The following is a 23,736-nucleotide window of genomic DNA, read 5'->3' on the forward strand; positions in this document are numbered from 1 at the left end:
TTTATTAGCAAAAAAATTAAGGAATACCCAATGTTATTACCTGAGCTTATTGTCGTCTTTGCCGCGATCTATCTGGGGAGTCGGCTGGGAGGGATCGGCATCGGCTTTGCCGGTGGCCTCGGGGTGCTGATTCTTACCCTGGGATTTCAAATCAAACCCGGCACCATTCCGTTCGACGTGATTGAGATCATCATGGGGGTGATTGCCGCTATCGCCGCCATGCAGGTCGCCGGAGGGATGGACTATCTGGTCAACCTGGCTGAACGCCTGCTGCGCAAGCACCCGCGCTATATCACGCTGCTGGCCCCGCTGGTGACCTATATGATGACCCTGCTGGCAGGGACCGGGCACACGGCGTTCTCCACGCTGCCGGTGATCGCTGAAGTGGCTAAAGAACAGGGCGTGCGCCCTTCCCGTCCGCTGTCGATCGCCGTGGTGTCTTCGCAGATCGCGATTACCGCGTCACCGATTTCAGCCGCCGTGGTGTTTATGGCCGGCATCCTCGAACCGAAAGGCATCAGCTATCTGATGCTGCTGGCGGTGGCTATCCCGTCAACGATGGCCGCTATTTTCATCGCCGCGCTGGTCACCAACTTTCTCGGTAAGGAACTGAAAGACGATGAGGTATATCAGGCACGCCTGGCGAAAGGGGAAGTCACCCTGCGCGGTGCCAGCAAGTTTGAAGAAAAACCGGGGGCAAAACGCTCGGTGCTGCTGCTGTTACTGGGCATTATCGCCGTGGTGTTTTACGCCACCGCCATCAGCGATGCGGTGGGTCTGATCCAAAATCCGGTGCTGCCACGCAATGAAGCCATTGTGGTATTTATGCTGACCGTTGCCGCGCTGATCTGTCTGACCTGTAAGATCGATACCGGCGAAATCCTCAGTGCCAGCACCTTCAAGTCCGGGATGAGCGCCTGCGTCTGCGTGCTCGGCGTTGCCTGGCTGGGTGACACCTTTGTTAAGGCTCATATCGGCGATATCCAGCAGGTCGCAGGCGAAATGCTGCACGATTTCCCGTGGATGCTGGCGGTGATCCTGTTCTTCGCCTCCACGCTGCTTTACTCGCAGGCGGCAACCACCAAAGCGCTGATGCCAGCGGCTCTGCTGCTGGGCGTGTCACCTGTCACTGCCGTCGCCTCTTTCGCTGCGGTATCCGCGCTGTTTGTGCTGCCGACCTATCCCACGCTGCTGGCGGCAGTCGAGATGGACGACACCGGCTCAACGCGCATTGGCCGCTTCGTGTTTAACCACTCGTTCCTGATCCCCGGCACGCTGGCGATTGTGCTGTCGGTGGCGTTTGGTTTCCTGCTGGGCGGCATTATTCTTTAATACGGCGGCAGGGGGTACAGGGGTCGGCCTTCTTTCGGTCGCCCCCTTCTGTTGCGGCCGGGCCTCACCAACGAATGTCATGCTATTATCTCTCCTCCCGTAAGGTCGGTCCCACATGGAGAGAGCAAGACCCGATATGACCCAGCGACTTATCCCCTTTATTTTCATGCTGTTTGCCAGCCTGTTCAGCCTGAACGCCAGCGCATCGCTGTTTGGCAATAACAGCAACAGCCAGTTTGTGACGGTCAATCAGGCCTTCGCATTTGATTTCACGCAGAAAAGTGACCGCCTCACGCTCAGCTGGCAGGTCAAACCGGATTACTATCTCTATCGCCAGCAGATAAAGATCGGCGTAGAGGGGGCTACCCTCGCCGAATGGCGCCTGCCAGCAGGCCAGCCGCATGAAGATGAGTTCTACGGCAAAACCGAAATCTACCCGGAAAGCCTGACGCTGCCGTTCACTATTACTCAGGCCAGCCCGGGCGCGCAGCTGACGGTGACTTACCAGGGCTGTGCGGCTGCCGGGTTCTGCTATCCCCCGGAAACACGCACGGTTCCACTCAATGCCGTTGCCGCGCACAGTGCTCCCGCCGCAGTGACACCACCCGATCCGGCCCCCCCGACCCACAGCAGCCTGCCCTTCTCGCCGCTATGGGCGCTGCTGATCGGTATTGGTGTCGCATTCACTCCCTGCGTACTGCCGATGTATCCACTGATCTCCGGGATTATCCTCGGTGGTAACCGCCGCTACAGCCTGGGCCGCCTGTTTGCCCTGGCGATGGTCTATGTGCAGGGCATGGCGCTGACCTACACCCTGATGGGCATCGTGGTCGCCGCCGCCGGGCTGCGCTTTCAGGCCGCGCTTCAGGCTCCTGCGGTGCTGATCGGTCTTTCCGTGCTGTTTATCCTGCTGGCGCTGTCAATGTTTGGCCTGTTTAGCCTGCAGCTGCCTTCCGCATTGCAGACCCGGCTGACGCTGTGGAGCAACCGCCAGCAGGGCGGTTCACTGCCGGGTGTCTTCCTGATGGGGGCACTGGCCGGGTTGATCTGTTCCCCCTGCACCACCGCCCCGCTCAGCGCCATCCTGCTGTACATCGCGCAGAGCGGCAATATGCTGGCAGGCGCCGGCACGCTCTATCTTTATGCCCTGGGCATGGGCCTGCCGCTGATCGCCATTACGCTGTTTGGTAACCGCCTGCTGCCAAAAAGCGGACCGTGGATGCAGACGGTCAAAGAGGGGTTTGGGTTTGTGATCCTTGCCCTGCCGGTATTCCTGCTGGAACGGGTGATCGGCGATGTCTGGGGCCTGCGCCTCTGGAGCCTGCTGGCGGTCGCCTTCTTCGGCTGGGCATTTATCAGCAGCCTGAAGAGCAGCCGGGGCTGGCTGCGGGTGCTGCAAATCCTGCTGCTGGGAGCCATGCTGATTGCAGCCCGTCCATTACAGGACTGGGCGTTTGGCAGTACACAAACGGTGGAAGCGGCTCCACACCTCAGCTTTACCCGCATCAGCAACGTTGAACAACTTAATCAGCATCTGCAAAACAGCGCAGGCAAAGTCACCATGCTCGACCTGTATGCCGACTGGTGCGTGGCCTGCAAAGAGTTCGAGAAATACACCTTCAGTGACCCGCAGGTGCAGGCTGCTCTGGGCGAGACTCAGCGGTTACAGGCGGATGTCACCGCCAATAACGCCGCTGACAGCGCCCTGCTGAATCATCTGAACGTGCTGGGTTTACCGACTCTGCTGTTCTTTGATGCCCAGGGCCATGAAATCCCCGACTCACGCGTGACCGGGTTTATGAAACCCGCCGCTTTCCGCGCACATTTGCAGAAACTGGCGCGTTAAACGACACTAGGCTGTGTCCCGTATTGGATCGTATAAGAGGAGAACCGCGTGCAGCGTGAACAAGTACTTGAACAGGCTCTGAACGTGCTGGAGCAGCATGGGCTGGCGGCGACCACCTCTCTGGCCATGATGGCCGGTGAACTGGACTGTAGCGAGCAGGAACTTCAGCGCTTCTGGCCGGACCGCGACGCGCTGCTGTATGACGCTCTGCGCTACCACGGCCAGCAGATTGAAGTGTGGCGCCGTCAGCTGCTGCTGGATGACAGCCAGAGTGCCGGGCAGAAACTGCTGGCTCGCTATCAGGTGCTGGCCGATGCGGTCAACCACCAGCGCTATCCCGGCTGCCTGTTTATTGCCGCCTGCAGTTTCTACCCGCAGCCGGACCATCCCATCCACCAGATTGCCGAGCAGCAAAAACAGGCTTCCTGGCAGTTCACCCACCAGCTACTGAGCGAGCTGGAAACGGACAATCCTGAAGGGGTGGCCCATCAGATGGAGTTGATTCTGGAAGGCTGCCTGTCGCGCCTGCTGGTGAAGCGCCAGGTGCAGGATGTGGAAACCGCCCGCTGCCTGGCGGAAGATGTGCTGAGCTTCGCGCTGTGCCGCAAGAACGGTGCGCTGAGCTAAAGCACTTTCCTTACAAGCGGGCAAAAAGCAGGCAGTCGACAGGATTTTACGACTTTTTTGTGACAAAGCCGTTGACGCCGAACGGCCTTTACGGTTTAATGCGCCCCGTTGCCCGGATAGCTCAGTCGGTAGAGCAGGGGATTGAAAATCCCCGTGTCCTTGGTTCGATTCCGAGTCCGGGCACCAAATTCCAAACCCTCGCTTAGGCGGGGGTTTTTGCATTATGGCTCAATAACTTGTTGGTTTGTCAGTAGTTACCCCTCTTATTCTCCTCCGGCCCCGCTTCCCGGTGGTACAGAAAGGTGGTACAAAATGGGCATTATGATACAGCCAACTAAGAACAGATTCGGCGTTTACCACATCCGTAAAGCCGTACCCAAACACCTGGTCGCCATCCTTGGTAAACGTGAAATCAAGTTCACCCTTGATACGAAAGACGTTAAGGAGGCCAGAGAGCGTGCACCTGCCAAAATCATCCAGATTGACCTCACGCTCAGGTTAGCGGAAAAACAGCTTGCCGCAGAGCAGACTCTGACTGATGCCGATATTGAACTCATTGCTGGTGTTTGGGCATCAAAGACCATGCAACAGGACGAGCTTATCCGGGAACGTTACATCGTCGAAGATGAACTTGATGGTAAAACTGGGCTCTTCCACTCCCCTGCAAATGACATTATCCACACTTACCTGGAAGACAGGGTACACAAACCCCGTTTCAAGTCGCAGGCATGGCAGGAAGAGCGAGATGTTTCCATCTGCACACTGCTGGCTGTCGAACTGGATGAAGCTCTGGAGTACACACCTGTTACTCTGACGCCACTATGGCGTAACCGCCTGGCCTGGCGGCTTGCAGAGCGGCGTTGCGAGCTCGCTAATACTTATCTTCTCAGTTTGCAATCCAGAATCTACGCCCGAAAAAAAGGCCTGGACTCACTCCCCGTAGAAAAAACTAAAAGTCTCACCTTTGCAGATTTATGGGTGCGCTATAAAGAGCACGTCAGGCATCATGAACCGCTGCGGGCGGAAAAAAGGATTGACGCCTACACGACATCGGTAAATCGCTTCATCGAGTGTATCGGGCAGAAAGCGATTGAAGATATCACTGTCGCCGACCTTGCCAACTTCCGTAATCTGCTGGAAAAGCTGCCATGCCGCCCGTCAAAAGCCGTAAAGTTGCTCCCTCTGCAAAAACAGGTGGAGGCCGAAGGTGAGAAAATCAGCCAGATTCGCGTCGAGAATATCCTGAAGGAGCTGTCATCTGTCTTCAGAGTCGCGGTAGAGGACGGCAAGCTTATCGAAAATCCGCTCAGCAAGCTGAAGAAACGCAAAACGGTATCCGGGCCGACAGTCATACGGTCTTTCAGTAGCGATGAAATCTACAAAATTTTCTCCCTACCTGTTTTTCACGGTGAAAAAACCACACATGGCGCAATGGCGTACTGGATACCGATAGTCCTTTACTACTCTGGTGCCCGCGTTGAGGAGATCGCACAGCTCCGTAAAGGAGACATAGTGGAAGTGGACGGCACCCCATGCTTCAGGCTGTCTATGGGGGAAGGTCAATCGATAAAAACGGGTAACACACGTCAGTTTCCGATACACAGTCACCTGCTGGAACTAGGCTTCCTTGATTTCGTGCAGTCCAAAACCTATCAGCTTTTTGCCGAAAAATCGGAAGTGAACGATTCATACTCTTACAACTATGGCCGCTGGTGGGGCAACTACATTAGACAACACGGCTTGAAACGGGAGGGCATCAAACCTACGCATAGCTTCCGCCACACGCTCGTTACTTTGTGCCGCAATTTGGGTATTCGTGAAGAAATTCAGGACAGCATTCTCGGGCATAACGACAATTCGTCCACAAGAGAAAAAGCCAGCCACGGATACGGAGAGAAGTCAGTGGAAGCTCAACGTAATGTTATTGAACAAATCCCCAGGCTAGACCTTGTAAGACGGGAAAAAGACTTTCCAGCGGTATAAGCCACAGCAATTAACTGGAGGTCATCATAATGTTACCCATACCTGAATCAGCCTGGCGTATTGTTGCCGGGACCCCGCAGATTGCCATACCCTTTCTGCGGAGACATACACCACAGGCGAAGAGATTTACACAATGGGTGCAGCGAACACACGCCAAACTTCTGGGAGCCCCCAGTAATGTCCTGAGTTTCTGCACTTCTGACTTGCTCGAAGAAAAATTACCGGATGTCGATGGCTGGCTTTCGGCTGGAGATGCACTCGCTTTGCTCACTTACAGTGTTTACAGCAGTACAAATGCCGAACTGATCAAATCGATTGAGGCCAAATCAGGCCTTCGACTACCAGTTGCCGCTGGAGAAAGTAAGCTGGAAGGTCAATTTGGAAAGCGGTTGCGGGAAACTATAGCGGGATATGCCCAGCTTGCTGACCGTACTTATTACGAGGTCGACAACCAAAAACAAATAGGCAACTTTCGTGTGGATTTTCTCATCACCAAGGAATGGTATGTAGACACATCAACAGGTGAAACGGCACGGCGACAGTTTGTCGTAGAGTTTGATGAAGAAGCCCACAAAAAGAGACGTTATCAGTCCAATGATGAACGCCGGGACCGCTGGTTTCGTAAAAATCATCCTGAGATCAAGGTAATCAGAGTGCGGCATGAAGAACAGGAGCTATGGTTCGACACAATCAGGCAGTTAAAACGGCTGGCAAGCCTGGATGACTGCTACGCTCACTGCATCCGCCTAGCATGTAGCACACTGGCCAGCCCGGAATTGCTGATTACCAGCATTTCATCTAAGACAGCCTATAATACAGATCTTAACGAATGCCATTTTCTGCTAACGCGTCCACTACAGCGATTACGTGAGTTGAAAACACTACTGGAACGGCTCGAAATTCCCTACAACACAGGAAAAGGTGTGAGTTTTAAGCGTGCTCACCTGCGGGGCTACTCGTTGTAACGTTCTACATATCAAAACGTTCCAGAGACGTACCAAAAAATTCAGCGCCGTGTAAGCTATATCGGCATTTTGGTACGTATATACGTCTGGAACGTCACTTAACACATATATATAGAGTTCAACCCTCCCCATACATACTTTTTTATTACTCAAATTCACCTTGTTTCCCAGCCTGTTTTAATGAAATAACCTCAAGATGGCAGCATAAAGACGGCTCTCATGGCTGCCAATAAAAATGCCGCTTTCCAGTGATTCCTCTATCTCAAATATCGCAGTAAATTAACGAAATTCACCCTCCTAAAGCTTTTAAGTTCTTTTCGCAACCAGAAGCTGTAGGAAGGCTCATACGCTGTAACTGGCTGAGAGCATGTTTGGGTATGCCTTAGGTAGTGAACTCCGCTCATAAGCCTGTAGATAGCGTCTGGCAGGCTATCCAACCAATATTGGTATCCTCCACAGGTACAAGAAACGTGCAGATCATTTCAGGAGAAAAAATCATGCACGATGACATTATTATTCAGGCCCGTGAAATCCTCACTAAGCGGCTCTACCGCAGCGAATCGTTAGGCTCGCCCCAGGAAACTGAAAACTTCCTGGCACTCAGCCTGGGTGACAAAGAGCAGGAAGTGTTCTCTGTCATTTTCCTAAATAACCAACATCAGGTTCTTCAGTACCAGGAGATGTTCTTCGGCACCATCAGAGAAACAAGTGTTTATCCACGAGAAATAGCCCGGCAGGCTTTGAAACTAAATGCTGCTGCGGTTATATGCTCCCACAACCATCCATCTGGTAATGCAGAACCATCATGTATTGATCGGGCCATAACCACGAAGATACAGAATGTCATGAGCCTGATTGAAGTCAGGTTGCTGGATCATATCGTCGTCGGTGGCGGCCAGACTGTATCGTTCGCCGAAAGGGGGTGGTTATGAGCTGGAAATCATTACTGCTCGAAGCAGTGATTATGGCAATCACCGCCTTTGCTACCGTGTTCTTCCGTGGAGTGATGGCTAACTACGCACCTGACGAAGATTTCGTCTAATTCCCCACCACCACTAGACCCATACCAATAGCCCATGCCCTAAAGATCTGCCATCACCACAACGGTGGAATGCCCTCTTCTGCCCTGCCACAGGGTTGATTTGGCGTTTTGGCAGGTTTTTGCAGCATAGCATGGTCTATTGGCAGGGTAAGGAGTCCACATGGCAACTGTCGGCTACGCCCGCGTGTCAACCACCGGGCAAAGTCTGGATACCCAACTCGAAGCACTGTCCGGCTGCGAAAAGATATTCAGGGAGAAAATCAGCGGGGCCAAAGATGACCGCCCCGAACTGCAAGCAATGCTTGAGTTTGTCCGGGAAGGCGACTTCGTGCAGGTTACGAAACTTGACCGACTCGCCCGTAATACTCGCCACCTGCTGGAAATATCTGAATATCTTCACAGCAAAGGCGTAGCACTCAACATTCTCAACATTGGCATCAACACCGCCACTCCGACAGGTAAGCTTATGCTCACCATGATAGGTGCGATTGCTACGTTTGAACGGGAGATGATGCTTGAGCGTCAAGCTGAGGGGATTGCACTTGCAAAACTAAAGGGAAAATACAAAGGTCGAAAAGCAACTGCACGATGCAAGGCTCAAGAAGTTATAAATTTGGTCGAAAATGGCATGAGTAAAACGGAAATTTCACGAGTGTTAAGTATTGGTATAAGCAGCATCTATCGAATTATTCGTGAAGAACGACCAGAACTGTTAAAAATATAAAGGGTAATCGGCATGAAAAAAAAAGTTGGTTTATTAATGGCATTGTCATTGAGTTTACCTTTAGAAACTAAGGCGGCAGATAACGTTTATGTGACCTTAGTTTGCGAATCCAATATCAATGTTAAGATTACTTTGCAGAAGCAAGATGAGAGTGGCTGGGTTGATGTAGTGGTCGATGGTATCACTAAGCGTGCCAGCTATATTGGAGGCAGCTCTAATGATATGGGGGGTGATAGACTGTCATTCGCAACACGAGGGCTAGCATTAGATGTGGATTATTCTGCATCAAGAGATTTCTTCATAACATTCGTTAGTGAAAGAGGACGAAATCGTTTTCCGTGCAAAGTTAATTAAAACATCATGATTTGCTCGCTCTTCACGACCACTGTGTAGAGCGTTAAAATTTCACATTTTAACAACCAGCCATAAATCATCAAGTTGAAGAGCCTCAAGACTTAAATGAGGCCATATAAACCTATTAAACCATAACTAGTTATGAGTATTAACTAATCACTCATAGACACAGTACTAATAGATAAACGTTGTTTGAAATAATCATGAGCAGAAGAAGATATATCTGTACCGAGAAAATCGCGGCCTAATTCAGATGCAGCAATTAATGCAGACCCAGACCCAAAGAAAGGATCGCATACTGACTCGCCCTGCACGGTACTCTGTTCGATAAGAATTTTAATGAGATCAACTGGTTTTTCAGTCGGATAGCCTCGCATTACTCTCTTTGCTTCCAAGATATCAGGTATACCTAAGTTGTTGAGTTTTCTCTTACCCTTTTCAAAAAAAAGTACAAACTCATATTTAGCACGGTAATGATACCCCATACCTATAGCCATTTTGTTCCAAACTATAGGCTTCCAAAACTTGAATCCGACCTCTTCAGCAATCGGCTTAAGATGGAACATGGTTTCTTGGTCGCAAAAAATATACAAATGGCGATTTTGTTTAAGAACACGATAGAGTTCGGTTAAAAGTTCACCAAATCTACTGTTTGGAAAGATTGAGAACCACTCATTACTTGAGGATTTACTAACTTTTAATCTAGTCGTCGTGCCAATTTTTCTATGTTTCTCAAGAGACTCGTATGGCGGGTCAGTAACAAAAAGGTCAACACTCCCAGAAGGGAGTGTCTTTAACCATTCTACTGCATCTAGCTGATTTACATTCATTAAATTTTCACTGTATTGCACAATCTCTGTTTGGTGAGATCTACCTGCGATAATTGTCCTTTATCTAGCCCCCTACAGTCAACGCAATAGCTCTGAGCACCATCAGGATTGTTTGGAGTAATCCGTCTATCTGTAGTTCCAAAGTCCTCAGGATAACGTCTGAAAACGTGCTGGATTCCTTGGGTAGTTGAGCACAATGGGCAGCTTTTATGCTGGCCATCATCTGTCCAGATACCCCGATTCAGAGCTTTACCACAACAACTACATGCTGGCATTTGTAACTCCTTTACAAATCAGATAAGGATTATTTACTTGTTGTACAGATCATGATCAGTAACTTTATCTAATATTTACCAGAGTCAGTCAATACCCTTGACAAAAAACATTCGAAGGTTAGAAAGTGGTTGAGCTTTGAGGTTCATCAGGCTTGAGTCTGGTACAGAAGAGTGGTACATTTGCCATCGAAGCGAAAGACTAACTGATTAACAATCATAGAGTTAATGAGTCAGGAATCGTGTCCTTGGTTCGATTCCGAGTCCGGGCACCATATTTAGAAGAACCAGCCTACGGGCTGGTTTTTTGCTTTCTGAGATCCGGACTCTCCATCGAACTGCGTTCGATGACTCGCCTTATCCCACTCTTTAAAGAAAAAGATCCGGTTTGAAAAACCTGACGATCGTCGCTATCGCACACAGCCCTGCCCCTATCAACACAATCCAGCAGAATACCCGGAAGGGATAGTTTTTGCCCATGGTGGCGAGCTGCCGCAGTTCATCGGTGGAAAAACCCCTCAGCCACTGGTGAAATAAAAAAAGATACACGGCGCTGTATATCACCCACAGCAGCGGCGTCAGCATCGCCAGATTACGCCCCCCAACAAGATACAGGCCCAGCGGAATAGCAAAGAACGGGATGACGGCCAGGTTATCTCTGCGGTGCAATGTTTTCCTTAACTGATTGTCCTGTTCGTTTACCGCTTTCTTGCTGAGTGACATGTAAGGCTCTCTTTTCATAACAAGATTAGAGGAGTTTATCAGGCCACTGGCGCGGACAGGAAGATCTCTAACGAGGAGCGTCTCTATCCGGCTGAACAGGGTTTTCCCGCATCTGCTTCAGCAAGAAATAGCGCTTCTGTAACTGCTCCAGCGCCATTTCCGCCTGACGTCGTTGAATATCCGACGGGCTGAGCGAGTACAGGCGCAGCTGCTCTTCAGCCGGTATCGAGCGGTTAAAAGCTTCGGTGGCCGCAAACACTTCGGATTTCAGCTCGCTGACCGTCATATATTTCCCGCGCTTTCCGTCGAGTGCATTCAGTCTGGCGCTCAGCTGCTGTAGCTGCGTCATTCCCTGATGCCAGCCGTCCATCGCATCCAGCGGTAGCGCGGCGGCCCGGACCTGCTGCTGCCAGCGCTGCGCCAGCTGTTTTACCGCGCCATCATCCGGCCTGAGTGACTGCGCCTGCTGCACCAGTCGCTGACCGTAATCCAGCGACCAGTCCTGCACCAGGCGCGCGGTACGGGTGAGCTGCTGCTGGGTCTGCTGAACCAGATTTTCAGCCCTGACGGGACTCAGCGATAGCGCCTGAAGCTGAGCCGGAGACAGCGGCACAGGCAGTGGCGACAGCGACGCATCCAGCTGTAACAACAGCGGGTCGGGACGCTGGAAAACGTGCCACCCCCACAGCGACGCCGAACCCACCGCCAGCATCACCAGCATCCCGGCAGTGAACGGCTTCCAGCCCGATCGACGAACAGCAGGCGGGGTCTGGACCTCCACGCGGGCCTGCGGCTGTGCCACGTACACCCATTTCACCGATTCCGCAGCATCCTGTAATACCGCACCAGACGGCACTGCGCCCGCAGCGGGTATCACCACCGGTGACGGCACAGCGGCAGTATTCGCCTGCGCCGCGTCGCTGTTTTCCAGCCGTACCGCGCTGTTGTGCATCAACACGGCCAGCGCATCAAACTGGCTAAGATGCTTCAGTTCAAGGCGCTGTAACACCTCTCCCAGCCGGTTAAGCTGCTGCTCTGCCCGGTAAAGCTGGCTGAGGTCGCTGTAGCTGAGCGGCAGCGTGCGCATCATCTGCTGCACGCGGCGGCTCAGGCCGCTGAGGATCTCGACCCGCGCGTGTACTGGCTGCGGCCACAGATTTCCCCACTGGTGGCTGATGAGGGCCTCCAGGATCGACACGCCCTCGTTCAGCCCGGCCAGCCCGCTAAGCTGAGTGCGGGCCAGCGTGTACCAGGCCGCGGTTTGCAGCTCGACGCCGTTCTGTTCAAACAGCGACAGGCTGAGTTTTTCGACATAGTGCCAGTTCACGTCCGGCCGTGCCGGATGGGACAGTTTTCCCAGTTCATCGCGCAGGGCAACATAGTCCGGCAGCGTGCGCGGGTCGCCGCCGGTTTTCAGGTAACGTTCAGATAAGTGAGTCATAAGAGGCTTCAGATTGTGATCAGAGAAGTACGACGCTTGCTACAGTGAAGCGCGCGGGTTCAGGAACTGCTGCTGTTTCAAATGGCGGATCAGCACCTTACCTTGCGGCATAAATTCGGTGCCGTAGCGCACCAGACCAATGCCTTTCAGTTCGGCATCAATGCCGTAGCGCAACTCGCCGGGTACAGTTTGCTCCAGCATGACAACATTGATGCCGTTCAGGCGCGGCTCATAGCGCAGCAGCACCGCCGACAGCGTGTTCATCAGCTGATGCGCCGTACCGGGCATCCCCTGCAGGATTTTGGTCATATCCGGCAGGCCATAGTCGGGCAGGTGTGCCAGCGTACCGGCACGGCAGTTGAGAATGCGCTGCATATTGTCCAGCACCGAGAGGATTACCTGGTTCTCTTCGCTGACGTTATGCAGGTCCAGCCCGCCGCTGAAGTTGCCGTAGAGCAGTTCATACAGCGAGGGAGTGTGGTGTGAATGAGGCATCAGTCCTCCTCGTTTGGTTTCAGAATTAAGCTCTGCTGGTTCAGCTCAATATGCCGCGCATCGTCCGGGTCCAGGTCATCGCGGCTAAGCACCAGACGCCAGCTGTCTGACTGCTGGTCAGGCGTCAGGAACATCGCTGCCACTGCCACAAACTGCGCGCCCGCTTCCATCGGCATATCCACGGTGACAGCCTCACCGGGACGTACGCGAATATCCTTTTCCACCAGCAGATCGGCTTTTAGCGCTTCGCTGTCTGTCGCAAACAGAGAGGCATAGTCCGTACTGTCAAAGGCCTTGCGGTCTTTCAGCTGGTAGATCCTGACCACCGTAGACAGCGCATGGCCGCTGGCGTTGTTGTTCGCCCCCTCACGCGCGCGAATGTCGAGATGCAGCACGTTCACCTGCTTATAAAAAATGGATTTGGCGACCGCCACCGTGCCGTCGCTGACGGTCTGCGTCAGACCGCAGGCGCTTAACAACGTGGACATCAGCGCCACGGCGCTGACGGTTTTAATCGCGGTAATTGCCTTCTTCATCGGCGTCCCTTCTGTTTTGTTGTTCCTGCAGGCGTTGATAGCGTCCCAGACTGATGGTGATGGTACGTTGCTCTCCCGCTACCACAGGCGCCTGCTGACGCATCACTGCGGTTCTTCCCAGCAGCACGCGGTTCCCTTTTCGCTGACAGGAGAGCGCTGCATCCTGCAGCAACTCCCGCGCCAGCGTGAGCGTCATGCGCACATCCAGCTTTGCCCCCAGATACACCGAGAGCAGCACCAGTAAATCGGCATGCAGCGATTCACCCGGCAGCCAGCTCATTGCCTCCTGCTCATTACTGGTTGTCAGCCGAAGATGTACCTGATGATTCACGTCGGTCGCGTGGCTGCCCATCACCGGGCGATGCTCCAGCGATGTCGGCCGCGAGGCACTCATGGTCAGCGTCTGCTTTAACGGAATACGTGCCGGATCGTGCGGGACGATTTCCGCACGGGTATCGGGTGCCAGCAGCCGGACAATCGCCAGAATACCGTCGCTGGTTCGCGTCGGCAGCCGCATCATTCCCGGCAGCGCCAGGAAGCGTGAAATCGGCGTAGCTATGTTTTCAGCGCAGCCTTTTATCCCCAGCCCGGCGAGGCTCAGCAGGTAGCGCGAGGTTTTATCTTTACCGCCTGCCTCAAAAGACGCGGGCCAGGAGTATTTACGCCAGATGCGGTAATACTGGGTGATGAGCCGGTGATTAAAGATGTCGAGGAAGTCGCTGACCGCCTCATATCCCTCGCGCCGCTGGGCAATGTCATCAATACAGGCGGTAGGCAGCGGCGATTCCACGCCGTACAGCCCCATAAAGGTCACGCGGGCGGTCGCGGGTCCTCCCGCCTCTTCCGGCAGCTCCAGCCGTTTAAACTCTCCGGCAGGAAACCCCATTCCCGGATGTGGACGAAAACGCACCGGGTCATCGCTGATTTTCACACTGCTGCCGAGCGGCAGCGCACCGGGCTGGCTTTGTTCCAGCAGCTGGCAAAATCGATAAAAGTTGGTACGGCTGATATCGTCCTGAAGCTGTTCTGTCAGCCGGGCAGTCGCTGATTGTGATTCTCTTTCCATCGGATGCATTTATTTTCCGGCTGAACGATTAGAGTGAGCTGGCTGAACAGATGAACATCGCTGTACAGCGCCAGGAAGCGGTTGAGCATTTCGCCGAACAGGTAAATATCCCCTTCTCCGCTGAAGCCGTTGCTGTCGAGCGTCACTTCAATATCCACGCCGCGCAGCAGGTAGCCCTTCTCATAACGCTGAATCATATGGTGCTGAACGAGCTGGATAGCGTCCAGCCTGCGCTGGTTCATCTCATCATGCTGCCAGTTATACAGTTCCAGCGTGTTGCGCAGCACTTCTGCACTACTCATGATATTGAGGAAGCTGGAGCCCAGGTGGCTGAGGATGCGCCAGTGGAAACTGTCTTCCGCCGGGGGCCAGGCCGGTAGCGTTGGCTTGCAGAGATTTCGCACCGTCAGCGGTGTCTGCGTCACCTTTTCACAGCGGTCCAGCAAGGTGCTTTGCAGCGCTTTGCGTGGCAGCAGACCGTTGGTCCCGGTAACGCTGAGCGACAGCGTCTCTCCATCACTCTCTCTTTCGGCATCCCACTTATCGCCGCCGAGGATCAGCCAGGTATCGTGCAGCCCGCTGGGGCCTTTGCGCACGCGCGTATGAAAATAACGTTCCGGGGCCTCCCGACGCATCATGCCGCCCTTATGGCGAAAGCTGGCAAACGGAGCATAATGCGCATCGCTGCTGCGTTTCGAACCGGTGACCGCATCCACCGAATAGATTTCGGTATGCCCGTCCTGCAGACGGCGCGGGCGCAGCAGATATTCACTCTCCAGCCCGTTCACCCGCAGCGGGTCGGCCTGTACGGCAAACAGATTGATTGCCGGCACACAGTGCAGGCACAGAGCATTCGCTGCGACAGGGAGTGAGCTGTCCCACTGCTCGCTCAACACCACTTCAAGGTCGAAATGCTCAATGCCCGTCGGCAGAAATATGTCCTCCAGGCCGTTGAGGTGCACGAAGCGAAATTTCTCGCGGAAGGTAAAATACTCCAGCAGCAGCTGATAGCCGCTGAAGGCGGTCTCTCCCTTCGGCCAGAGGTAGTCCTCGTCACGAAAACCACCCGGCGAGAACCCGCCCTGAAGCGGGATACGCTCGTTCTGCCCAAAGCGAATGTAGAGCGCCGCCTGACAGCGGGTCAGCGCCAGATGTAGCGCATTGCTGACGGGCACCTCATCCGCCAGATAAAAGGCCAGGCGGCGTAAATCACACTGCCGCCAGTCGGTCTGAGGATGGCATTCAAGCTTGATACGCAGACGTGAACGTCCGTCGGCTTCCGTTTCCATCGCCACCCGCGACAGGCGCAGCGGGTTGATAGGGGTATCGCGCGTGGTACGGTATTCACACACGGTGTTTTTCGGCCCCACCGGACGGGAGTAAATACTCAGCCCGGCCGGGGCAACCTCTCCCATTCTCATGATGGCGATATCCGGCTCCAGCGCCACAATCGACAGTGACGGAATGGTTTTCAGATAGTGCGGCCACAGCTGGCTGACCAGCCCTTCCGTCAGCTCCGGCAGATCATCATCAATCTTTTCGCGCAGGCGGCCCATTGAGAAGGCAAAGCCCTCAAACAGCCGCTCGACGTAAGGGTCCGGCGTGCCGGCTTTATCCAGGTCCAGCATCGCGGCCCGGTCGGGGTGCGCACGGGCAAACTCTTTTGCCGCATCACGCAGGTAGCGCATTTCGGCATCAAAATAGCGCAGGGTTAAATCGTCCATAGGTTCATTGTCCTTGCAGAAGTCATCCTTGCTGACCTTGGGTCACGGTATTAATAAAACGCTGTTGCCGATCGCACGACAGCATCAGGCAGTCCGCCTTCCGTAAACTCACCACCTGACTGGCGACGGCAGCCACCAACCAGGGGGAGAACGGACCGCTGACCCCGGTATATTTATCCAGCCAGTACAGCTGTTCCGGCTCCCATTGCCCGCCAGTTTCTTTACCCGCACTGAGCAGCGCCGCCAGGGAACAGGTGCGGGTGACGGTATCGCCAATAATCAATTGCGTCCTGTTCGCCTGAGTCTGGGTAGAGAAATACATGGCAAGATCCTCATGTTGGCGTTCACTGTCCAGCGTCATCGGTCGCAGCAGACGGGCATGATGCTCAAAACGATATTGACTGGTGACATCGTCAGTGGTCAGCAGCAGCACCGCCAGCGCATCGCTGTAGCGATCGCCTCCGTTTAGCTGCTCAACCAGAATCAGCCCCGCAGAAACGTCCGGTAATTTCAGCCGGGCCTCCAGCGCCATCAGCGACTGCTCGTGCAAAACCTTTACATCGGGCACCTTAACGCTTTCAGGCATCAGCCGTTGCCAGACGGCGGTAAAATCAGCCAGCACTGAGGAGACATCGCGTGGGGAATCGGTCAGCAGCATAACGTTAAGCGGCAGGTCAGCCGGGAGCTGTTGCAGGGCATCGCTGGCGTCAGCCAGCAGCATCTCCAGCCCTTCGGTTTCTCCGCTGTCGATACGCCGTGTTTGCTTCGAGTGCTGTTCAAGATCAGCAGATGCCTTAATAAACAGCGCGGGTGTTAATGAATCGGGCAATATCACACTGCTGTGCAAAACAGCCAGATAGCGCCCGGCCCACTCAACCCACTGCTGCTGAGCATATTCCGCTTCATCGGATTCAAACTGATGGCGTTTAAAAGCGATGCCGTATAAACAGTCGCGCAGGCAGAAAGCCAGAAACCAGGCGACAGGCAGACTGGCGGAGACGACCCAGGGATCGAACTGCTGCAACTCTCCCAGCAGCTTGCTGGCATGCAGGACAAACAGCAGAACACCGAAGAGTAATGCAACGACCCCAGCCATTAACCAGAACACTAACGATGGCTCATCAGGTTCCGGGGCAATAGCGGGTTTATTACGTTCCCATCCCATGATTTATCCTATTGCACACTCCGGTGCACTGGAGATGACCTTGCAGCCACATGCACTACGGCAGCCATCAACAACGATTGCTTTGCCATCAGAAATCCATTCAGGGGAACCTTCAATAATGGCATTAATACCGTGGCCGGGCAGCGGGCAGCTAACCAGGTCGCCAACAAGTGCGACACTTTTACCGTCAACAATCATAGTGGAGGTGGCTGAAATGACGATACCACCGTGCGTGGTGCTGTCACCGAGTAATACAAATCCTTTAGACATAAATGCTCCTGGTAAATTAATCCTTTATTTTACTATCAGGCTTTCTTTGGGAATGAAGAGGTATCAACATAATATTTTTTGACGTTACCGTGATCTACATAAACCCTTATCTTATCGTCTTTAAGATACGGCGACGGATCGTAATAGAAATTATCACTATTGAATACGTGTATGGTATTGCTTGACGGGTCAAGCCACTGACAAACAATTCGCCATGGTGAACGGCCGTTAAACTGGATGGCCTCATTCAGCTCGACGCCGACAATATCAGCTTCAACGGGTCGGCCGTTATGAACCAGTTTGGCATAGCGACTCCCTTTACCTGTTACTCTGCTACCGATAAAGCCAATAAACAGAATAACCACTGACATCCCGCCGAGGACGATTGTAGAAAGATACAGACTGGTATTATCTGCAATTCTGGCGGCTTCGGGGTCTTCGCTAAGATAGAGCACACCGATCTCATCGCCTAACGCATTGCGATAAGAGCTGCTGCCGACTGATGATTCAAAAACAATGGTCTCACCTTTGTTATCAACAAAAGTCACTTCCGGATACCAGACTCCTGATGAAGAACTGTCACTGCGGCTAAAGCGCAGGTCGGTTACTTTCCCCTGAGTCTGGATAGCCTTCGACTGGAACTGATAAGATTCATATGCCAGATAGCTACTTAAACCCGCTAAAAAAAGCCCGACAACCAGCATAATACGAAAAACCAGCTTTATTTTACTCATACAACTCCCTTTTATTTTAAATTTCCAAAAAAACATACTCAACTGAATCAGCATGCCTTGTTTAACATTCACTTCATTAAAAATCACAAATTCATAGAGATTGAAAATCTCTTAATGAAAAATTCATACATTTTTATCATCCTGAGCAATGATCTTCCATTATTTTTTCATCGGGGAAAGCAAGGGGAAAGCAAGAGGAAGAGATTTTTTCCATTATCGCGATGTGATTAGAAAACACCTCCAGGGTTAACTTACCGGCATCACTAGTATTACATTAGAAATCATTAATCACTTGTTCATTATTAAAAACTCTAAAAATATTTAATTTACGGAAAGATAATAAAAACACGAAAACCAGAATGGTACAACGTATAGATCTTTACATAATTCACCTTCATTCCTTTACAGTTAAGAAATAATTATTCCCTAAGATTCCTGAGACTAATTATCTTTCTTTAACAGAGATTGGATTTTTTTATAATCAGGAAAAAATGGCGATGATTCAGTTGTACCATCAGGATAGGTTACAGAGATATAATCACCTAATTTATGCACTTTGGGTTCAACAGCATAGATTACTTTGGCTAAATGAATCCTGGGGGAAAATAAAATATTCTTTGTGTTTTTAGTTCTAAAGATAACATCAGGAGTCGCTCTGACAAAAGACTTTTCTTTGAGTGCACCTTCATCTCTTCTGACGGTGACCATTGGAAAATAATCTTTATCAAGAACAACATCTCCATCAATATCCTGATAGGAGCCACTGAGTCGTTGAGGAGAGTTCCCATCAAAAGTGACAATCTCTGTTATTGGAATAATTTCATATCGCCCTTCATTAAATTCAGACGAGACTTTGTTTTTTATACCTATTGTTACATTGCTTAGTTTCCATCTGCATGCACCACCACCAAAACGTGGGACCTGAATTTTATAAATTTCGTCTTCTTTAGAATATTCATAATTCATTTTTATATAGTGATAACCTGGCTCATAGTAGGTTTCACCTGTTGACTTAATTCGTTGTTTATGACAAACATCAGAGCGATACATAATACCCAGAGGGGTCATTTCCGTAATAGATGAAACCTTTGCCGTAATGTCAACATTCTCTCCAGTTTCTGATAAGACTAAACTTTTATTATTATCACAACCAACTAATGAAACAGCGATGACAAACAATAAAATATCAATTAATTTTTTCATATTCTTCCTTTGCGATTTCTTTAAATCTGGCAAGTGCTCTTTTATATTCCTCACTGGATTCAGAGATAAACAAAGTTGCAGGCAGTAAATTTTGTAGAGCAAGGAATAGTTTATTACGGGAAACTTCATCCACGGATGATTTATCCAGCGACTGTGCCATATCATCAACCTGCCGAGCAAACTCCTCTCGCTTCGTTTTCCTTTCCAGCGGCCTTTGGGGATCGACTAACTCGATCAGTTGATTATTGATATAAGGGATATACTTGCTTGATATCGAGTGATCGAGTGGGTTAGTCAGCGAGTCCAGGCTGGGGTTTGTATTATCAGGGAGAAAATTTTTTATACTCTCAGGATCTAAATACTGAATATATTTTTTCTGTTTCTCTTGCGACTGGAAAAACGCCTCTTCATTCAACTCAGGCACCAGATAAAGCTTACATTTAGTAAACAGGATTTTTTTAATTTTTATACAATTCGATTTTATATCTATACCAATAGCGGGAAGTGGTCGATTTTGTAGCTTAACCATCGACTGTTGTGCTTTAAAGAATGAGACAATGTTGCCATGGTGCCAGAAGGGATCAGCCTTGCCGACCTTAGCCTTAACCAATGCATCAGCAGCGGAACTGGAAAAACCATAGATAACCGCCAGATTGGCCCACAGTTTAAACATTTCGGTATCAACATCTACTTCCATCGGGATGCTGGTAACGGAATCTGCATCATTAACATGTCGATAATGAATAATGTTATTTAATGTGGAAACTGCCATTTTTGTAAAAGTACGAGGCATTCCATATGTATAAATGAGTGGCTCAAACTCTTGTAATGTAGCTGCATGAATTAACGTCAAAGCACCTCCCAAACTATGACCACAAATGAAAACATTACGACCATTAACAAGAGACTTCAGCACTTTTTCCTGCTCAGTAAATTTATTTACTACAAGTTCAAACGCCTCCAAAAACCCTCTATGACAGCCTCCACTCGCGACAATACTCGGGCATGAGACAGGCAAGAAGGTCCCATCAGTGGCTATATCTGCCCATTTATTAGGCTCAGTGCCACGCCATGCAATCAGTAATTGTCTGTCATTAGTGACATAAAAAAGCTGCGTTCCAGCTTCACCATCATCCCCTTCCGCGGTATCTAAGAAAACTGGGTTTACATAGCGCTGCCGGAACGGCACATCGACGGCGATCGGCCAGAAGGGCAAATAGGGGATCATAGATAAATCCTGACAATTTTGATTGAAAAAAGAGATCACCTTCTCTTTCTTTTCATATGCCAGGTTCGCCATCAGACCAAGATTCATTGCATTAACAATCGAATATTCTTTAGTATGATGCAGCAGTAAATTCCACGCTCGGAAAGGACACACCTTCACTATCACACGCGCATTAAAATACATATTGGATATCTTCAATCCTGAGAACTCAGGATCGGGAAAATGAAATTCTGGCAACTGACTTTCAGTCCAGCCGGGGATGTCCGGTGCCGCATCACACAAATGACCGATCACGGTGTAATAACAAATGCATCCACTCTCTTTATCCACCATAACAGGTGACATTTTCATTTGATAAGCGGATACTCTTTCCACAGCTAAAGGACGCTTTTCCATTTCATCAGTAAGCGGCTGCGCCCGGATAAAAAGTGTTAGGTCGGGATGAAGTAACTTATCAATTCTGATCATTCCATTTTCATCACTCACGCCCTCATAGGGCTTAATCACCTTGTCTTTGGATGCTTCATTTTCAGCCCGCCATGGCATACTGACAAGGGCTTCACCCTGCTCATCGACTAACTGAATTTCAATCCAGCTTAATTCCTGCTCTGGTGCCTTTGCATCACCAAACTTACCTGAGATTGAAGTCTTTGATTCACTCATCTTATTAATCCATTAATTATCAGAAGATTTACTTTTCGGAAACTCAATTTTTAGTTTTGAGGGCCTTGAAGTATGTATCGGCATCGTCTTGCCATCTTTATCTGACGTCCCTTCAAAAACGACCCCTTCCTCTGTCGTTATACGATAAAGGGTATAAGCCATGGGTTCACCGGTTTCCTGGTGAGTAATATTAAACCCGCCCTTAAGGCCTGTTGGTAAATTCCGAACAGGAGCATTGATACTCGACGGCCCCATTTTTTGCATATTGACGGATTTCAATAAAATATTACCCGGCGCGCCCAACTCTATATTTCCGCCACTCAGCTTTATGTATGCCCCACAGCAGGTAAGGATAAGTTCATCTTTCGCATTCACTGTGATAGCACCTTCTCTGTTACTTACAGTAATAGCGCTCTGCGCCTCTGCATGCAGTTCACCGCTTTGTGCCTCAATAGCAACATCTCCGGCTCCGGAAAAAAGTTTCATGCCATTTTTACTGGCGAATAAGCTTACCGACTCTTCCGCCGCTACCGTAAATGAACGGGCAGTACTGATATCGGTATTGCTTCCTGACATAATGGCAACACTTTCACTACCAGAGGCAAGACGCACAGCTTTCGGGCTGACGATCCCCACGCCCTCCGGGGCATAAGCCACCATCCCCGCCTCAGGGAGGTTCTCCAGAGATTCATTCAGTGCTTTCTGGCTATCAGTATCTGACCCACAGGCTTTTGCTGTACGTACTGCCGTTTGCATACTTTTTGCCAGGGACAGAGCCTGTTCCAGTTGCTCAATCGCCTTCTGCATATCAAGCATTTGCCCATCCGCACCTGCCTGGCCATCTGCGGTCAGTAAAATACCTTTTCCCCCACGAATCGCGATCCAGTCCTCCGTCCGCAGCTCCGCCCCTTCACCGCGCAGGTCTCTGTCTTCATCTACGTTATGCCCCAGATTGAGCTGCGTCTTGCCGCCGTACTCGGTGCTGAGCTTGATATGCTCCTCGCCGCGCTTGTCCTCCATGCGCAGCTTGTTCAGCCCGGCGGTGCGGATCACGTTGCGGGTGTTATTATCGGCCGTCACGTGGTCCGGGTGGCGCGAGTCGTGCAGCGCATGGGCGATATACGGCCGGTCCGGGTCGCCCTCGTGAAAGGCGATCGCCACTTCCGTGCCCTGGATCAGCGGGAAGTGCATGCCGTAGGTGTCGCCGCCGTAGGGTTTCGCCAGGCGTACCGGCATACTTTCATAGCCCTTCGCTTTGTCGTCGCGGTCGGCGTCAAACTTCACCCAGTAAAGGCCGTTCTGGTTCAGGTGCGCGTAAGGATCACCGGCCTTAGGACTGGTGACGCGCGCCATCAGGGTGCCGCTGATCACCGGGCGCGGTTTTGCCGCGGGACGCCAGCAGCGGGTTTCGCTGTAGGGCACGGCGCTGAAGGTAACCTGCAGCGCATCGCTGCGGCTGGCGCTAAACCCGGTGCGGATCACCAGTAACGACTCGCTGAGGTGCTGCGGCAGCACCGTGCCGGTCAGGTCCAGTACCTGTGCCGGGCTGAGGGTGACATCGGTGCTCTTTCCACCCGTGACGGTCTGCTGTGACAGAAAACGCTCGTGCTCAAGCCGGGCGTAAAAGTTAGCGGTTTCGGCGTCAGGCTCAAACTTTGACCCGGTATCCAGGTGTCGCGGCAGGTAGTGATACACCGCACCGTAGGTGATGCCTTCGCCTTCACCGTTGGTAACGTCAGCGGGTGCCGAAGAGAGGATCTTGTTGGCATCACGGTGGTTGTAGTCAGCGGCGGTGACGCCTGCGGCCACCACCTGATTGTTGACGTTTAATCCCCAGATCGACTCCATCCCGGCATCGTTCATGCCTGACGGACTGCTGACCCGCACTTTTTTACCGAAGGCGAAGGTACTCTGACAGTCGCCAAAGTTGATGACCTCGGTCATCGCGTCCTGCTGCAGGGTAAACCAGTAAAAAATCCCGACTTCGGCCAGCAGACGCTCGATAAACGCCAGGTCACTCTCACGGTACTGGTTAATCTGCTCACGCTTCGGATAGGCTTTTTTGAGCTGAAACTCAGACTCCCAGTCACGTAATCCGTGCTCCAGCAACACCTGCTTCACCACTTCCGGCACGGATTTGTTCACGAAAAAGCGGTGCGTGCGAAACTGTTTATCCAGCAGGCTCAGGAAGGGCTCAAGAATGATTTCATAGCGACACTGGTCGCGCGACCCGGCCACGCGTCGGAAATGGGTGACGACGCCGTGCACCACCTTTCCCACCACCGGGCTGAACAGCTCCCCGACGCCCATGGTTAACGTGACGGGCTGACTCAACATCATTTCAGCCGTCAGGTCCGGGTGAAGACAGGTGAAGCGGATGGTGTAATGGTAGAGAACACTCATCTGCTCAAGGCCTTCAAAACTTTCCACATCCAGCGGATAAGGGCAGGAAGGAATGTTGAGGCTGTAGCGATTGAGTGTGGTTCCTTTGATCTCAGCGAAATTTTCCATAT

General features: G+C 51.6%; 21 protein-coding genes and 1 tRNA gene. 9 read left to right on the forward strand and 13 right to left on the reverse strand.

All coding sequences use genetic code 11. The annotated features are described in order from the left end of the window. Positions 1-30 precede the first annotated feature (30 nt). The 9 genes from ABEH87_RS12300 to ABEH87_RS12340 all read left to right on the forward strand — a co-directional run bounded on the left by ABEH87_RS12300 (position 31) and on the right by ABEH87_RS12340 (position 8,873). Complete coding sequence (locus ABEH87_RS12300) at positions 31-1,332, forward strand: anaerobic C4-dicarboxylate transporter (protein WP_346576648.1); 1,302 nt, start codon at positions 31-33, stop codon at positions 1,330-1,332. Positions 1,333-1,468: 136 nt separating this feature from the next. Next, on the forward strand, positions 1,469-3,178 hold the full coding sequence (locus ABEH87_RS12305; protein WP_346576649.1) for a protein-disulfide reductase DsbD: 1,710 nt from the start codon (positions 1,469-1,471) through the stop codon (positions 3,176-3,178). Between the two features lie 48 nt (positions 3,179-3,226). Then, the gene (locus tag ABEH87_RS12310) at positions 3,227-3,805 is read left to right on the forward strand and encodes a transcriptional regulator (RefSeq protein WP_346576650.1); all 579 of its coding nucleotides are present in this window, start codon (positions 3,227-3,229) and stop codon (positions 3,803-3,805) included. Between the two features lie 110 nt (positions 3,806-3,915). Further along, positions 3,916-3,991: transfer RNA gene (locus ABEH87_RS12315), tRNA-Phe, on the forward strand. A 126-nt stretch (positions 3,992-4,117) separates the two neighbouring features. After that, positions 4,118-5,788, forward strand: a complete 1,671-nt coding sequence (locus ABEH87_RS12320; RefSeq protein ID WP_346576651.1) for a site-specific integrase — start codon at positions 4,118-4,120, stop codon at positions 5,786-5,788. A 29-nt stretch (positions 5,789-5,817) separates the two neighbouring features. Next, positions 5,818-6,753, forward strand: a complete 936-nt coding sequence (locus ABEH87_RS12325; RefSeq protein WP_346576652.1) for a hypothetical protein — start codon at positions 5,818-5,820, stop codon at positions 6,751-6,753. 497 nt (positions 6,754-7,250) lie between these two features. Beyond that, positions 7,251-7,685: a DNA repair protein RadC gene (radC, locus tag ABEH87_RS12330; protein WP_346576653.1), complete on the forward strand. Its 435-nt coding sequence runs from the start codon at positions 7,251-7,253 to the stop codon at positions 7,683-7,685. Positions 7,686-7,955: 270 nt separating this feature from the next. Then, positions 7,956-8,519, forward strand: a complete 564-nt coding sequence (locus tag ABEH87_RS12335) for a recombinase family protein (protein WP_346576654.1) — start codon at positions 7,956-7,958, stop codon at positions 8,517-8,519. A 12-nt stretch (positions 8,520-8,531) separates the two neighbouring features. Continuing rightward, entirely contained in the window at positions 8,532-8,873 is a 342-nt protein-coding gene (locus tag ABEH87_RS12340) for a hypothetical protein (protein WP_346576655.1), read from the forward strand. A 152-nt stretch (positions 8,874-9,025) separates the two neighbouring features. Here the strand turns inward: ABEH87_RS12340 and ABEH87_RS12345 are convergent, their stop codons facing one another. The 13 genes from ABEH87_RS12345 to vgrG all read right to left on the reverse strand — a co-directional run bounded on the left by ABEH87_RS12345 (position 9,026) and on the right by vgrG (position 23,734). Then, complete coding sequence (locus tag ABEH87_RS12345; protein ID WP_346576656.1) at positions 9,026-9,703, reverse strand: site-specific DNA-methyltransferase; 678 nt, start codon at positions 9,701-9,703, stop codon at positions 9,026-9,028. A gap of 641 nt (positions 9,704-10,344) precedes the next feature. After that, on the reverse strand, positions 10,345-10,698 hold the full coding sequence (locus ABEH87_RS12350) for a hypothetical protein (protein ID WP_346576657.1): 354 nt from the start codon (positions 10,696-10,698) through the stop codon (positions 10,345-10,347). Between the two features lie 67 nt (positions 10,699-10,765). After that, on the reverse strand, positions 10,766-12,139 hold the full coding sequence (locus ABEH87_RS12355; RefSeq protein WP_346576658.1) for a VasL domain-containing protein: 1,374 nt from the start codon (positions 12,137-12,139) through the stop codon (positions 10,766-10,768). A gap of 39 nt (positions 12,140-12,178) precedes the next feature. Next, positions 12,179-12,634, reverse strand: coding sequence for a type VI secretion system baseplate subunit TssE (gene tssE / locus ABEH87_RS12360; RefSeq protein WP_346576659.1), 456 nt, complete (start codon positions 12,632-12,634; stop codon positions 12,179-12,181). After that, positions 12,634-13,170, reverse strand: coding sequence for a type VI secretion system lipoprotein TssJ (tssJ, locus tag ABEH87_RS12365; protein ID WP_346576660.1), 537 nt, complete (start codon positions 13,168-13,170; stop codon positions 12,634-12,636). The genes tssE and tssJ overlap by 1 nt, the downstream gene beginning before the upstream one ends. Next, the gene (gene tssG, locus ABEH87_RS12370; protein ID WP_346576661.1) at positions 13,145-14,245 is read right to left on the reverse strand and encodes a type VI secretion system baseplate subunit TssG; all 1,101 of its coding nucleotides are present in this window, start codon (positions 14,243-14,245) and stop codon (positions 13,145-13,147) included. The genes tssJ and tssG overlap by 26 nt, the downstream gene beginning before the upstream one ends. Further along, on the reverse strand, positions 14,200-15,960 hold the full coding sequence (tssF, locus tag ABEH87_RS12375; RefSeq protein ID WP_346576662.1) for a type VI secretion system baseplate subunit TssF: 1,761 nt from the start codon (positions 15,958-15,960) through the stop codon (positions 14,200-14,202). Before tssF ends, tssG begins: the two co-directional genes overlap by 46 nt. A 22-nt stretch (positions 15,961-15,982) precedes the next feature. Next, positions 15,983-17,125 (reverse strand): hypothetical protein, encoded by a 1,143-nt coding sequence (locus ABEH87_RS12380; RefSeq protein ID WP_346576663.1) that lies wholly within the window; start codon positions 17,123-17,125, stop codon positions 15,983-15,985. 3 nt (positions 17,126-17,128) lie between these two features. Further along, positions 17,129-17,395, reverse strand: coding sequence for a PAAR domain-containing protein (locus ABEH87_RS12385; protein ID WP_346576664.1), 267 nt, complete (start codon positions 17,393-17,395; stop codon positions 17,129-17,131). Between the two features lie 35 nt (positions 17,396-17,430). Then, the gene (locus tag ABEH87_RS12390; protein WP_346576665.1) at positions 17,431-18,129 is read right to left on the reverse strand and encodes a DUF3592 domain-containing protein; all 699 of its coding nucleotides are present in this window, start codon (positions 18,127-18,129) and stop codon (positions 17,431-17,433) included. A gap of 441 nt (positions 18,130-18,570) precedes the next feature. Then, positions 18,571-19,332, reverse strand: coding sequence for a hypothetical protein (locus tag ABEH87_RS12395; RefSeq protein WP_346576666.1), 762 nt, complete (start codon positions 19,330-19,332; stop codon positions 18,571-18,573). After that, positions 19,316-21,223 carry a lipase family protein gene (locus ABEH87_RS12400; RefSeq protein ID WP_346576667.1) on the reverse strand — a complete coding sequence of 636 codons (1,908 nt, stop codon included), beginning with the start codon at positions 21,221-21,223 and terminating at the stop codon, positions 19,316-19,318. Before ABEH87_RS12400 ends, ABEH87_RS12395 begins: the two co-directional genes overlap by 17 nt. Before the next feature lie 12 nt (positions 21,224-21,235). Continuing rightward, positions 21,236-23,734 (reverse strand): type VI secretion system tip protein VgrG, encoded by a 2,499-nt coding sequence (vgrG, locus tag ABEH87_RS12405; RefSeq protein ID WP_346576668.1) that lies wholly within the window; start codon positions 23,732-23,734, stop codon positions 21,236-21,238. Between the last annotated feature and the right edge of the window lie 2 nt (positions 23,735-23,736).

The organism is Erwinia sp. Eh17-17, assembly GCF_039675725.1.
Taxonomy (GTDB): Bacteria; Pseudomonadota; Gammaproteobacteria; order Enterobacterales; family Enterobacteriaceae; genus Erwinia.

Bases quoted from the DNA above. Each gene is read 5' to 3' on its own strand.
- ABEH87_RS12300 (WP_346576648.1), top strand. From the start codon at position 31: ATGTTATTACCTGAGCTTATTGTCGTCTTTGCCGCGATCTATCTGGGG.
- ABEH87_RS12305 (WP_346576649.1), top strand. From the start codon at position 1,469: ATGACCCAGCGACTTATCCCCTTTATTTTCATGCTGTTTGCCAGCCTG.
- ABEH87_RS12320 (WP_346576651.1), top strand. From the start codon at position 4,118: ATGGGCATTATGATACAGCCAACTAAGAACAGATTCGGCGTTTACCAC.
- ABEH87_RS12325 (WP_346576652.1), top strand. From the start codon at position 5,818: ATGTTACCCATACCTGAATCAGCCTGGCGTATTGTTGCCGGGACCCCG.
- radC (WP_346576653.1), top strand. From the start codon at position 7,251: ATGCACGATGACATTATTATTCAGGCCCGTGAAATCCTCACTAAGCGG.
- ABEH87_RS12335 (WP_346576654.1), top strand. From the start codon at position 7,956: ATGGCAACTGTCGGCTACGCCCGCGTGTCAACCACCGGGCAAAGTCTG.
- ABEH87_RS12340 (WP_346576655.1), top strand. From the start codon at position 8,532: ATGAAAAAAAAAGTTGGTTTATTAATGGCATTGTCATTGAGTTTACCT.
- ABEH87_RS12345 (WP_346576656.1), bottom strand. From the start codon at position 9,703: ATGAATGTAAATCAGCTAGATGCAGTAGAATGGTTAAAGACACTCCCT.
- ABEH87_RS12350 (WP_346576657.1), bottom strand. From the start codon at position 10,698: ATGTCACTCAGCAAGAAAGCGGTAAACGAACAGGACAATCAGTTAAGG.
- ABEH87_RS12355 (WP_346576658.1), bottom strand. From the start codon at position 12,139: ATGACTCACTTATCTGAACGTTACCTGAAAACCGGCGGCGACCCGCGC.
- tssE (WP_346576659.1), bottom strand. From the start codon at position 12,634: ATGCCTCATTCACACCACACTCCCTCGCTGTATGAACTGCTCTACGGC.
- tssJ (WP_346576660.1), bottom strand. From the start codon at position 13,170: ATGAAGAAGGCAATTACCGCGATTAAAACCGTCAGCGCCGTGGCGCTG.
- tssG (WP_346576661.1), bottom strand. From the start codon at position 14,245: ATGCATCCGATGGAAAGAGAATCACAATCAGCGACTGCCCGGCTGACA.
- tssF (WP_346576662.1), bottom strand. From the start codon at position 15,960: ATGGACGATTTAACCCTGCGCTATTTTGATGCCGAAATGCGCTACCTG.
- ABEH87_RS12380 (WP_346576663.1), bottom strand. From the start codon at position 17,125: ATGGGATGGGAACGTAATAAACCCGCTATTGCCCCGGAACCTGATGAG.
- ABEH87_RS12385 (WP_346576664.1), bottom strand. From the start codon at position 17,395: ATGTCTAAAGGATTTGTATTACTCGGTGACAGCACCACGCACGGTGGT.
- ABEH87_RS12390 (WP_346576665.1), bottom strand. From the start codon at position 18,129: ATGAGTAAAATAAAGCTGGTTTTTCGTATTATGCTGGTTGTCGGGCTT.
- ABEH87_RS12395 (WP_346576666.1), bottom strand. From the start codon at position 19,332: ATGAAAAAATTAATTGATATTTTATTGTTTGTCATCGCTGTTTCATTA.
- ABEH87_RS12400 (WP_346576667.1), bottom strand. From the start codon at position 21,223: ATGAGTGAATCAAAGACTTCAATCTCAGGTAAGTTTGGTGATGCAAAG.
- vgrG (WP_346576668.1), bottom strand. From the start codon at position 23,734: ATGGAAAATTTCGCTGAGATCAAAGGAACCACACTCAATCGCTACAGC.